At 69.7% G+C, this 11,738-nt stretch carries 8 protein-coding genes and 1 pseudogene; 7 read left to right on the plus strand and 2 right to left on the minus strand.

Going from position 1 to position 11,738, the window contains the following annotated elements; genetic code table 11:
* Positions 1-8: 8 nt before the first annotated feature.
* The 4 genes and pseudogenes from IF11_RS0125655 to IF11_RS43010 all read left to right on the plus strand — a co-directional run bounded on the left by IF11_RS0125655 (position 9) and on the right by IF11_RS43010 (position 2,457).
* Positions 9-404 carry a hypothetical protein gene (locus IF11_RS0125655; protein WP_030354099.1) on the plus strand — a complete coding sequence of 132 codons (396 nt, stop codon included), beginning with the start codon at positions 9-11 and terminating at the stop codon, positions 402-404.
* A gap of 21 nt (positions 405-425) precedes the next feature.
* The gene (locus IF11_RS0125660) at positions 426-1,352 is read left to right on the plus strand and encodes a hypothetical protein (protein WP_030354100.1); all 927 of its coding nucleotides are present in this window, start codon (positions 426-428) and stop codon (positions 1,350-1,352) included.
* A 33-nt stretch (positions 1,353-1,385) separates the two neighbouring features.
* Positions 1,386-2,178, plus strand: a pseudogene (locus IF11_RS43260) (HAMP domain-containing sensor histidine kinase); the annotation flags it as partial.
* A 15-nt stretch (positions 2,179-2,193) separates the two neighbouring features.
* Positions 2,194-2,457: a hypothetical protein gene (locus tag IF11_RS43010; protein ID WP_063759231.1), complete on the plus strand. Its 264-nt coding sequence runs from the start codon at positions 2,194-2,196 to the stop codon at positions 2,455-2,457.
* A gap of 540 nt (positions 2,458-2,997) precedes the next feature.
* Here IF11_RS43010 and IF11_RS0125675 read toward each other — a convergent pair.
* Positions 2,998-4,095 (minus strand): carboxylate-amine ligase, encoded by a 1,098-nt coding sequence (locus IF11_RS0125675; protein WP_037728542.1) that lies wholly within the window; start codon positions 4,093-4,095, stop codon positions 2,998-3,000.
* A gap of 384 nt (positions 4,096-4,479) precedes the next feature.
* Here IF11_RS0125675 and IF11_RS0125680 point away from each other — a divergent pair, with 384 nt between their 5' ends.
* The gene (locus IF11_RS0125680) at positions 4,480-6,417 is read left to right on the plus strand and encodes a serine/threonine-protein kinase (RefSeq protein WP_030354102.1); all 1,938 of its coding nucleotides are present in this window, start codon (positions 4,480-4,482) and stop codon (positions 6,415-6,417) included.
* A 251-nt stretch (positions 6,418-6,668) separates the two neighbouring features.
* Here IF11_RS0125680 and IF11_RS0125685 read toward each other — a convergent pair whose 3' ends face one another.
* Positions 6,669-7,241 carry a snapalysin family zinc-dependent metalloprotease gene (locus IF11_RS0125685; protein ID WP_030354103.1) on the minus strand — a complete coding sequence of 191 codons (573 nt, stop codon included), beginning with the start codon at positions 7,239-7,241 and terminating at the stop codon, positions 6,669-6,671.
* A gap of 155 nt (positions 7,242-7,396) precedes the next feature.
* On the opposite strand from IF11_RS0125685, the gene IF11_RS42745 reads away from it, so the two are divergent.
* Both IF11_RS42745 and IF11_RS0125700 read left to right on the plus strand, forming a co-directional pair.
* Complete coding sequence (locus IF11_RS42745; protein WP_276311362.1) at positions 7,397-7,519, plus strand: hypothetical protein; 123 nt, start codon at positions 7,397-7,399, stop codon at positions 7,517-7,519.
* Between the two features lie 2,127 nt (positions 7,520-9,646).
* A complete protein-coding gene (locus tag IF11_RS0125700) occupies positions 9,647-11,725 on the plus strand; it encodes a glycoside hydrolase family 84 protein (protein ID WP_078490916.1) in 2,079 nt (692 codons plus the stop codon).
* Positions 11,726-11,738: the final 13 nt, after the last annotated feature.

Here is an 11,738-nt window from a genome sequence, read left to right on the forward strand (position 1 = left end):
CTTGACGCATGACGGTACAGCCCGACGGCTCGGCACCGGCCCGGAGGACAGCGGCGCTGTGCGCCCTGCTCGGCTCGTCGGACCAGGTGCGGCGGCTGCCCGAGATCCAGGCGGCGGCCCAGCGCGCGCTGACCGCGCTGCTGGCGGGCGCGGACGCCACCGTACTGGCGGCCTGCTACGACGATCTGGACCACGTGCTGCGCCGGGCCGGGGACGCGCGCGGGCTCCTCAACGAATCCCGAGGTGCCACCACGCCCGGCGTCGCGACGCACATCAAGGTGGCCGTGTGCCCGGGACCGGCCCGCTGCAGCCGGCTGGAACGGGCTCGCGACCTGCTGCCCGCCCCGCACTGTGCCGTCCACAACACCCGTATGCACAAACGGCGCCTGCGCCCCGACGAGTGACCGCCCCGGGCCACCGACCCCATGAACCCACTCCTCGCCACCCTGGGCGGCAAGCTCACCGAACGCTGGCTGAACCTGCTGGTGCTGCCCGGCGCGCTCTTCCTCGGCGTCACAGCCGTCGGCGCCACCCTGGGGCATCGCCACTGGCATGACGTCGACCGGCTGCGTGCCACTCTGGACGACCTCGCCGTCCGCCCCGCACTCGACCGGACAGGCACCGCCGCACTCCTGGTCGCGCTCACCCTGCTCATTGCGGCCGCGGCCTCGCTCGCCGCGCAGTTCCTCGGCGGTGCGATCGAGCAGTACTGGCTGCGTTCGGGCCGGGACCCGCTCGCGCGCGCCCTCACCGCGCGGCGTTGGCGGCGATGGAAGGAAAGGGACGAGAAGCTCATGGACGCCATCGCGCACTCCGGCCCGACCGGTGCCGGAGCCCACGGTGCGGTGACGATCCCGAGAAACATCTGGGAGCGGGTCCAAGCCCTCACGGAGGCTCGCGACCGCATCGCGCTGCGCCCACCGACACGCCCCACCTGGTACGGCGACCGCATGCAGGCGACGGCGGACCGCGTCGAGGCCGCCTACGGTGTGGACCTCGCCGCCCTGTGGCCGCGTCTGTGGCTGATCCTCCCCGAACCCGCCGTACGGCAGATCCAGTCGGCGCGCGACTCCTTCAGCGCCGCGGCCCGCCTCGCCGCCTGGGCCGTGGGCTATGCACTGCTCGCCTTCTGGTGGTGGCCGGCCGCGCTGGTCGCCATCGGCTGCGGGACCGTGGCCCGTTCCCGCGCCCGGACCGCGCTGGACGCGCTCGCGGGCCTCATCGAGGCGGCCGTCGACGTACACGGCCGGGAACTGGCCACTCGCGTCGGCCTGATCGCGCCGGACGCGACGGGACTGCTGGCCCATGACACGGGAGACGGGATGTCGGAGGTGTTCAGGAAAGCCGAGTGATGCTCATGCGACGGCTCTGCGGCGAACTTGAAGCCGCCGCGCGGTCGGCCCGTCACACGATTCTCAGCACCGGTCCTCCGGTCCTCTACTCGGTCCCGGCTTGGTGGGCGCCGAAGAAGTCGGTTAGTGGTCGCCCGCTACCAGGACCTCGTCGCGGTCTCCGACTCGCTCGCCGGGACGGAGGGCCGGATCACCACCGCGATGCGCGCCGCTGTGCGCAGCGGGGACGGGGCCCGGTTCCAGCGGGTGGTGTGGCGGGGCGAGCCCTATCTGGTCGTCGGCATGCCCGTGGCGTTCGCCGATGGGGACCGGCGCGCGTCCGGCCTTGAGGTCTTCGCGATCGCCGATCTCCGGGCGGAGCGCGACGACACCGCCGCCCTGCTTGCCTCCGTACGGGCGGGCGGGCACCGTGCCGGTGGTGCTGCTGGCCGCCGTCCTGGCACTGCTGGCCGCGGGGACGGTCCTTCGTCCGGTACGGAAGCTGGGCCGGGCCACCCGTGAGCTCGCGGCCGGAGACCTGGGCAGCCGGGTCGCCGTCACCGGGCACGACGAACTCGGAGTGGGTGATGCTGGACGTCACCGACCACGGTCCCGGACTGCCGCCGGGGGCTCGGGAGCGGGTCTTCGACCGGTTCTACAAGGCGGACGCGGCCCGCGCGCGTGGCGCGGCCGACGACAGCGGACAGGACAGCGCCTCGGCACGGCGATCGCGCTGGGGAACGCACGGTTGCACGGCGGCACGATCGACGTGGCCGACGGACCGCGGGGCGGCGCGGTGTTCACGCTGCGGCTGCCCCTGCGACGTACAGGGGAGGGCGCGGAGTGAAGGTCCGGCAGGGGGGTGGTGGTCGCCGCGCTGGGGATCGCCCTCATGGGCTGTGGCGTCCAGCCGACCGGAGCGATAGGCGCGGGCGAGGCCGCGTCCGGGCTGACGCGCGGGATGCGGCTGTACTTCGCGTCCGACAGCGGACTGCGCGCGGTGCCCCTGCTCGACAGGGAGGTCAAGGACCTCAACGCGGTGGTGAAGCTGCTCGCCGCGGGGCCGCCGCCGCCGAGTAGCGCGACGGGCTCACCTCGCTCGTCCAGCTCGGCGGCTACTCGGTGACCGGAACGGGTGGCCGCGTCACCGTGCGCCTCGACGGCCCCTACGCGGCGACGGGGCGCGACCAGGGCACGGGGCAGCTGGTGTGCACGCTGGCGCGCGCCCAGTCCGTACTCGACCCGAAGGTCAGGACCGACGACGTCGAGGTCACGCCGCGGCCGGCCGAAGGCGCCGTGCTAGGGCCTGTCTTCAAAGTCCCGCCTGCCCGGCGACGCCCGGCACGGACGCTCGCGGTGTTGTCGGATCACCCCAGTACGTCCAGTACTGGGGAGACCCTCCGCCTTGCGATCGCACGCACCGCGGCGACATCCTGCCGCTGCCGCGGCGGGCGCCGGGCCCGCCCTCCGGGCGGACGGCGCTACTTTGAAGACAGGCCCTGGGCCCCTACCGGTGTGCGGAGTTCCTCAACGGGTAAGACGGGGCACGTGAGTTCGCGACGGCGTTCCAGGCGCGGCGGCGTTCAGGGTGAGCGGCGTTCAGGGTGAGCGGCCGCGCCGCCGTCCACGCACACGGCCGCCGGTGTCCGCCGTCATGACGTTTCTCTCACTTCAGAAACAGGGAGCGGAGATAGGCCGCCACATCAGTCAGGTTGCCGCCCTCCTGGATGATCTTCCGCTGCCGGCCGGCCCAGGAACCACTGTTGCGCAACTCCACCAGAAGATCGTTGACCAGAGCGAGGTCCCCCGCATCGGACAGCGCGGGAGTGACATGCTTCACCAGCCGTTCCACCAATGTCCAGGCGGGGAGCGGGCGCCCGGAGGACATGTCCAGGGCGTCGCCTTCCAGCCCGTACCGGGCAGCTTGCCAGTGGGCCGCGGACAGCAACTGCTCCGAGACCGGGGGGAGTTGGGCATCGCGTTCCACCGCCTGCAGGCAGGTGGCGACCAGCGCGCGGGTCAGTCCCGCCAGCAGGATCACGGTGTCGCTGGTGGGGCAGACATCCATGACCCGTATCTCGATGGTGGGCACCTCCTCGGCAGGGCGGGCGAACCAGTACGCCATTTTCCGGTCGAGGATGACACCGGAGGCGACCAAGCTGTCGAGCAGAGCGTTGTAGTGTGCCGCGTCGGTGAACAGCGGAGCCGGACCGGCTACCGGCGTGTATGACCACCACGTTGACCGAAAGCTCGCGTACCCGGTCTCCCTTCCCAGTGAGATGGGGGAGTTGGCGGCCAGCGCCTGCAGCGTGGGCAGCCAGGCCCGGAGGTGGTTACTCACCCGAACGGCATGTTCCCGGTCGGGCATACCGACGTGGACATGCAAGCCGCACGGTATATGGCCGAACACGAGTGCACCGTACTTCCGGTGGATCGCGCGATAACGGGAGCCGCTGGTAGGTGGCATGTACGGCCCGGGCACCAGTTCCGTCCCGCACGCCAGCACCGCGCACCCCGCCATCTCCGCGGCGACCGCGGCGGCGGAGCGCAACGAGCGCACGTCATCGGCCAGCAGGGACAGTTCGCGATGCGGTTCCGTCACAGCCTCGACCACGGCCGCGGACACCTCCGGCTTCAGCCGTTGAGCAGCTCCGTTGGAAGGCGCGGCGGCGATCACTGCCTCGAAGGCGGGTACGGCCGCCCCGCTGTCCGGATCGACCAGGAGGAATTCCTCCTCAGCACCGACAGTGAGCGGTTGCGCCATGGGGTTCCCCTCCCGGGCTTCGGAGCCTTGAGTATGGGCACGGCCGGAGCCTCACCGCCATACCGCTCACTCGTAACCGGCCACCAGTCCCGGATTCCTCAGCAGCGGCTCGTTCAGCCGTTCCGGGAACACGAACGGTGGGGCAGGAGCCTCGCTGCTGAGTACCGCTCAAGTCACCGCCCCGGCTGTCTCCCCTCGCCTCAAGTGCCTTGATTCATAGGGACGTTGACGCGAGTGCCGGGCCGTGATCCCCGTATGCTGTGGCGGTTCTGGGTGGGTCCGTACGAAGTCCTGCGAAACAGCTCACCGTTGAGTTCGCGCTGAGTACACTCCGTCGCTGTCGAGCAACCATGCGTGTGGCGAAGAACAATGAGGAGTGCAGCGGTGCCGGTGACGCCCCAGGCCGGAGACAAGGTCGCCGACCGCTACCTCCTGCGGGAACTCATCGGCAGAGGAGGGATGGGCGTCGTCTGGCAGGCATGGGACGAGACGCTGAAGCGGCGGGTCGCGGTCAAGTGCGCGCGCCCGGACGACAATGAGGCCGCGAAGCGGCTCAAGAAAGAGGCGCAGCTCGCCGCACGGTTGCATCACCCGAACATCGTCCCCGTCTTCGACTTCGTCGAGGAAGAGACGGCCTGCTGGATCGTGATGGAGTTCGTGCCCTCGCGCAGCCTCGCGCAAATTGTGGCCGACTCCGGACCGCTTACGCCTGAGGACGCCGGGTCGGTCGGTTGCCAGATCGCGGCCGCTCTGGCGAAGTCCCATGCCGAGGGCGTGGTGCACGGCGACGTCACTCCGGAGAACGTCCTCGTCACCGACGACGGCGTCGCCCGGCTGACGGACTTCGGGATCGCTCGGGCGCTGTGGAGCGATGTCACGCAGACGCAGACGCAGACCGTGGTGGCGGGTTCTGTGCGCGGCAAGCCCAAGTACCTCGCGCCCGAGGTGGCGAAGGGCCGGCCGGCGGACGAGAAGGCCGATGTGTTCTCCCTGGGAGCGAGCCTGTTCGCGGCGGTCGAGGGACAGTCACCGTACGGGGAAGCCGAGCACCCTATGGCGTACCTGGCCCGAGCCATCGAGGGGCACCAGGAAACCGCGGAGCGGGCCGGCCGGCTCACCGCTCCGCTGACCGCTTTGCTGGAGGTGGAGCCCGGGAGCCGCCCCGGCGCCGCCGAGGCGCACAAGCTACTGAGGCGTGCCGCCCCGCCGCCCCCGCACGTCCGGGAGAAGCTGCATGACGGTCGTACGCTGTCCCTGGCGCCCCTCTCACCTCTCCAGTCCCTCACGCTCCGGCTGCCGAGGGCCCTGCGACGCCGGCGCCGTCCGCTGGGGATCGCGGTAGGGGCGCTGGTCGTGGCAGCGGCGGCCGGTTTCTTCGTCTCTCTCAGCCTCAGCGGGGAGTATGACGGCAGGCGCGGTACGGACGTGGTCGACGCCAAGTCCTCGGCGACTTCTGCCACAGGGCAGGCCGGCAGCATCGGTGACGCCCGTGGGGCGGACCCCTGCAAGTTGCTCGACGCCGCCTCGTTGAGCCGCTTCGGCGAGACCGAGCTGGACCCGGACTACGCGGAGATCAACAGGTGTGACGCCTTGGTGCGGAACAACGGCGGTGACGAAGTCGCAGACGCCCAGGTCTACTTCGAGGCGGAACCGGATGAGTTCGACAGCACTGTGCCCACCCGAAGGGTCGGAGACATCACGGTCGCCGCGTTCCAGCGCGATGGCGACGCCTGCGTCCGAGCCATCGCGACCGCCGACCGCAAACAGATTCGGATCGTCGGGAAGCGGTTCGGCTCCCCGGCACCTGACCCGTGCGAACTGGCCGACGCCGCCACCGACCACGTCGTCGGCATTCTGGACGACGGCCCGGTACCGCGACGCTCGACGTCGCCGGCCGCGACCTCCCTTGCCCGGGTCGACGCCTGCGAGCTGCTCGACGCCGCCGCGCTCAAGCGGGTTCCCGATATCGATACGCGCAATCAGCAGCGCGGCTACGGCTCCTGGAGCTGCGGATGGTCGAGCGACGACGGCGACAGCGAGGTGTTCGTGGAGTACAGCCGGGACAACTCCCTGGAGGACGACGGCCGGCCGACGGACATCGCCGGGACGAGGAGCTACCTGTCGCCGCAGGAGTCCAGCGACGACAGCTGCGTCGTACGGACGCCGCACCGGACTTACACGAACTCCGTGGGCGACCGCACCATCGAGCTGTTCCAGCTGACCGTGTACGCCCCGCAGCCGGTCAAGCAACTGTGCGACAGCGCCAAGGCACTCGCGACTACTGTCTCGCGGAACATCGCGGAGCAACTGCCGGTGAAGTGACATGACCGTGCCGGGAGGTCGCGGAGATCGCGGAGATCGCGGAGATCGCGGAGATCCGGGAGATCTGCGAGATCTGGGAGATCTGCGAGATCCACCGGTCTTCGTTGCCTGGCTACGGTTTCGTGGGGCTTCCGCACCGCCTTGGCGGCTATGGCCGCGTGCGCCCGGCTTCTCTGTGCCGTGCACGCCCCGGAACGCGATCCGCGCTCCGGGGCGTACGGCCACTCCCGCTTGGGATCCCCCGCCGCGTGTCAGTTCATGATCATGACGTTGAGCGGCACCGCTCCGCCCGTCCGCGTGAACGCACCGCCGAAGTTGCCCTCGACCTCCGCCTTCTCAGCCGCGTTCGGGTAGGGGTTCGTGCAGGTGGTTCCCGCGCTGGAACCGGACATCAGGCTTGAACAGGGCCCTGGCTTGCGGTCCGGCAGGCCCAGGATGTGGCCCAGTTCGTGAGCGGAAATGCGTATCGTGTCGTGCCCTTCGTTCACTGCCTGCCGTCCGATGTAGACGGTTCCGTTGCCCAGCGAGGTGGTGAGAGCGCGGGGCCAGCCGTTGTCCGCGAGGACCCGTATGTTGGCGCGCTGCCCGGCCGCGACCGGCCGCAGTTCGACAGCGTCGACACTCTCGTTCCAGATCGCCGCGCCCCGGTCGACCGCGGACCTGAACTCCGCGGAACCGCTGGCGTCGTAGGTGACTACACGCGCGGCCAAGGCCCTGTCCGCGTCCGCGTCCGCGGAAGGAGCAGCCACGGCCTGGCCACCCATCAGAGAAAACGTCAGGGCCAGGGCGGCGGCGAACCCGCCGGTCAGTTTACGGACGTGCATGGTCGACCTCCTTACAGGAGAGAGATAGTCGTGCACATGACATGACTTTCCCTGCTCACTGCCCAGAGAAGACTGACACCAATCCGTCAATCGACCGGCCGTACCGAAGACCACGGCCGGCGTGAGAAATGCCCCGCATCGCTGACGCGAACCACATGAGAGCCACCGACCTGGCCGACGATGGACAGTCACATCTCTTCGCGGTCCCCGAGGTCGCCAGTCCCTACCTCCTCGACCTCCGGTGGATGAACGGTGAGGGCCGGCTCGCGGGAACATAAGCCAGCACAGTGAGTCACTGCTGTCGCCATGCATCCCGATCCTTGAAGACCCCTTCGAGGTCAACGCACCATGAACCGGGGCGACTTCAGTGCGACAGGCCTCCTTCGCCGCTGCCTATGAGTGCTCGGCGCCGGGGTCTCCCAGTTCGCTCTCATCGAGAGTCGGACCGCAGGCCACCGCCCACACCCCCGGAGCCCCGTCCCCGAGTGGATGACGGTGTAGGTCCGCAGGTTCCATGCCCGACTGCCCGACTGCCCGGCACGAGTCGGTGGGAGGCACCGCGTTGTCGCTGATAGTCGGATGCACGCCGGCGGTCATGACCGTACTCTCACGCAGATGGCCAGCTTTGAGACGCATCGTCGACGCGTGCACGACACGAGCCGTACCGTCCGTGCTCGTCATGCCGCGTTCCGGACGTGTGTCGTTGTCTTCGCTCCTTACGGCTTTCGTGCCACCTATCATCACCTGTGTCGCAACGCACGGATTCCTACTGATCTGGAGCAAGACCCGGCGTCGCTGATCCGCGCGGTGGAGGAGCTTCACGCGGCCCGCCAACAGTGGCTGGCAGATGAGGCCGCGTTCGCAGCCCGCCGCCGACAAGAGAAGGCCGCGGGACTTCGCACGCCCAGGGCCGATGGCAGCTGGCGGGACCAAGGACGCGGTTCGCAGGGGAGCCTGGCCTACTGTCCCAATCCTGAATTCCACCCCACCGAACCACTTCCGGTAGTGGTGGAACGCATACTGCGCTCCACCATCCCGTCCACAGCAACGTTCTCGCCGTGCCGTGCCTGCGGCAGGGACGAGGGAGCGACTCGTTGGAGGTCAGGGCACTTCCTGTACCGGCTGTGCGCACGATGCGGGGTGAGTCTCCGCGTGCAGGGGGCCGCGACGGCCGCCGACCGGAAGGTTCTTCGGATTCGAGCCGAGCGTTGGAACGAGATCTGGAGCCGCACAGCCTGACCCAGCCTCTCAGCCGCGTCAAGGGCTCGCCAGGCCGTGGCCGCAGGGCCGGCAGGACTGTCCGCCCGCCAGGCCAGCGCGATCCGGCCGCGTAGGTGAGGTTGAGTGATCTCCAGCGTCCGCAGCCCGAAGGCTGACGCTATGTCGGCCGGGAGGGCCGGACCAGCCCATCCCGTCCTACTGCACGCCCGGCTCGGATTCCAACTATTTCGGGGCGCGTTGCAACACCCAACGGGTCTATCACGTGAAGGCGTACTGCGATCACACCGACGGCAGGAGCAGGGTCCTCAGGGGTAACGACGCCAGTAACAACGGATGGTCCACCATCCACTGCAACACCCTGGGCGGTGGATGGCGTTATCGCCAGGGCAGCGGGATCGTGAACGTCGCTTAGGCGGCGATTCCGGGGGCGGGGTCCCTGCGGCGCGTGCGCTGTGGCGAGGGATTCTGACCCGATGGCCGGGCCTCTTCTGGATCAGGACGGACGACGGTCTCCTGTTGCTCCTTCCTGAGGAGACTGGCCGGGGTTACGGCGTCGGATACGGCGGCGGCCCGCGCGAACTGGCCCGGTGCATCGGGCCGGCGGTGCGGGAGCCGCGCAGGGCCTTGCCGTCCACCGCGATCGCGCGCAGCGGTCCCGGAGCCGCCCTTCGGCGCGGGAGGGGCTCGGCGATCTGGGCGGCGAGCCAGGCGCCGACGGCCTGGTCGAGGGCGTTCGCCGTCCAGACGGGTCAGGAGCCGTCCGAGGGTGCTGACGCAGGCGATGCCACGGGCCGGGCCGACCCGGGCGCGCAGGTGCTCGTCGAGACCGGCGGCGTGGCAGGCGATGGCGGTCAGGGGGCGCGCCGACCAGCACGGCGGCGGTGCACAGCGCGCGCAGCGGGCCGAGCCGGGAGCGACGGTAGAGGTGGCCGCGCACCCGGCGAGGGTCGGGCAGCGTGTCCAGGATGTCGGCGAGCGTGGCGAGCTGGTCGGCAGGGAGTCGAGAGGAGCCCAAATCGTCCTGAGCGCAGGGTGGTTGACCGGTCCCCTCCCGGCTGTAAGACTCACGACAACAGGTGGTTTAGACCACTTGCGGTCTCCCCGTGTCCCGTCATGCCCATGTCTCCAGCTCCCGGAGAGCCACGGCATGACCGAGCGACACGGTGCTGAGCATTGGAGGAACGATGAGAAGAAGGATCGCCCGAGGTGCCCCGGCCGCTGCTGTCGCTGTCGCCGCGGCTGTCGGGTTGAGCAACTCGGCACCGCTTCCGGCCCCAGCCCCTCAGCTTGCCGTGGCGGCCCTGCCCGCCGTCTTCCCCACCCCGCAGTCCCTTGCCCGTTCGGGTGACGACATTGCCGTCACCGGCAGGGTCGTCGTGGTCACCGACGCGCGGACGGACCCCTCGGCCAAGGCCCGCCTCGTGGAGTACCTCAAAGCGCACGGTGCGGCCCGCGTCGATGTCACAGATCCCCACCGTACGCCGAAGGCTTCCCCGCACCGGCTGACCGTGCTGCTGGGGCCGGCCCGGCGGCCCGACATCGCGCGGACGCTGGGCCGGACCCGCGGCCCCGACCGCACGGACGGATACGCGATCTCGGTCCGCCGGGGCGGGCACGCCACCCCCGATGTCGTCGCACTCGCCGGCCACGACGGCGCCGGGCAGTTCTACGCCGTCCAGACGTTGCGTCAACTCTTCCAGCATGCCGGTGGCAAGCGTTGGAAGGTCTCGAACGTACAGGTCAGCGACTTCCCTTCGATGGCTCTGCGCGGCACGATCGAGGGCTTCTACGGACAGCCCTGGACGCAAGCCGAGCGCCTGGACCAGATGGATTTCTACGGCGACATCAAGGCCAATACCTATATCTACGCGCCCAAGGACGACCCCTACCACCGCAGCAAGTGGCGGGACCCCTACCCCGCCGACAAACTGAACGAACTCGGCGCACTCGTCGGGCGGGCGGCGGCCAACCATGTGCGCTTCACCTTCGCCGTCTCTCCCGGCGAGTCGATCTGCTATTCCGACCCAGCCGACCGCACCGCTCTCAAGGCCAAGCTCCAGGCCATGTACGACCTGGGGACCCGGGCCTTCTCCGTTCCACTGGACGACATCAGCTACACCAAGTGGAACTGCGACGCCGACCTGAAGACCTACGGCGCCCCCGGACAGTCGGCCGCGGCCGCCGCGCAGGTCGATCTCCTCAACGACCTACAGCAGAACTTCATCGCCACCCATGAAGAGGCCCAGCCACTGCAGATGGTCCCGACCGAATACGGTGACCTGACGGACACCGCGTACAAGCAGAAGCTGCGGGCCTCGCTCGACCCCGCGGTCGTGGTGATGTGGACGGGTACGGACGTCGTACCTCCCCGCATTACCAACGCCCAGGCCGACGCGGCCTCCCAGTTGTTCGGCCGCAAGGTCTTCGTCTGGGACAACTATCCCGTCAACGACTACGGCAACACCTCCGGCCGACTGCTGCTCGCCCCGTATGACAAGCGTGAGGCCGGTCTTTCCGATCACCTCAGCGGCATCGTCGCCAACCCGATGAATCAGCCCTACGCGAGCAAGGTCGCCGTCTTCGGCGCGGCCGACTTCGCCTGGAACGACCGCGCCTACCAGGCCGCCACGAACTGGCAGCGTGCGATGTCCTACCTCGCCGGTGGCAATACCCCGGCCACCGAGGCGCTCCTCACCTTCGGCGACCTGGAGCATCTCGCTCCCACCTTCGGCGCCACGCCCTGGCAGACCCAGGCGCCCCGGCTCAGCGCCAGGGTCACCCGCTTCTGGACTTCTTGGGACCAGGGCGACCGCGAGAACGCCGTCCGGGAACTGCGCACCTACGCAAGGGGTGTGGAGCAGTCCGCCGCCACCATTCGCGGCGGTGCGGTGCAGAAGGGATTCGCCACCGACGCGGCACCGTGGCTGGACGCGACACGGTTGTGGGGCAGCGCGGCCGTCAAGATGATTGACGCCCTCTACGCTCGCGACCTCGGCGACCGGCCGGGGTCGGACAAGCTCGCCGCCGAGTCCCGTTCCCTCCAGGCGCGGGCCAGGGCCGTGCGCATCGCCCCTGCCCGCAACACCTGGGGCGAGGTCGCGCCCAAGGTCGGCGACGGTGTACTCGACAGCTTCCTGGTGCAGGCGGACACTCGCCTCACCCTTTGGGACACCGCCGGAGGAGGGCGGAATCTCGCGCCGACAGGCACCGCCTCCGCTTCCGGCGTCGAGCAGGACCTCCCGCAGGCCCCCGGCCTTGATTGAGCATCACGGTCCA

The sequence above is a fragment of the Streptomyces scopuliridis RB72 genome (genome assembly GCF_000718095.1).
Lineage (GTDB): Bacteria > Actinomycetota > Actinomycetes > Streptomycetales > Streptomycetaceae > Streptomyces > Streptomyces scopuliridis.

Bases quoted from the DNA above. Each gene is read 5' to 3' on its own strand.
- IF11_RS0125655 (WP_030354099.1), top strand. From the start codon at position 9: ATGACGGTACAGCCCGACGGCTCGGCACCGGCCCGGAGGACAGCGGCG.
- IF11_RS0125685 (WP_030354103.1), bottom strand. From the start codon at position 7,241: ATGCACGTCCGTAAACTGACCGGCGGGTTCGCCGCCGCCCTGGCCCTG.
- IF11_RS0125675 (WP_037728542.1), bottom strand. From the start codon at position 4,095: ATGGCGCAACCGCTCACTGTCGGTGCTGAGGAGGAATTCCTCCTGGTC.
- IF11_RS0125660 (WP_030354100.1), top strand. From the start codon at position 426: ATGAACCCACTCCTCGCCACCCTGGGCGGCAAGCTCACCGAACGCTGG.
- IF11_RS0125700 (WP_078490916.1), top strand. From the start codon at position 9,647: ATGAGAAGAAGGATCGCCCGAGGTGCCCCGGCCGCTGCTGTCGCTGTC.
- IF11_RS42745 (WP_276311362.1), top strand. From the start codon at position 7,397: ATGAGAGCCACCGACCTGGCCGACGATGGACAGTCACATCTCTTCGCG.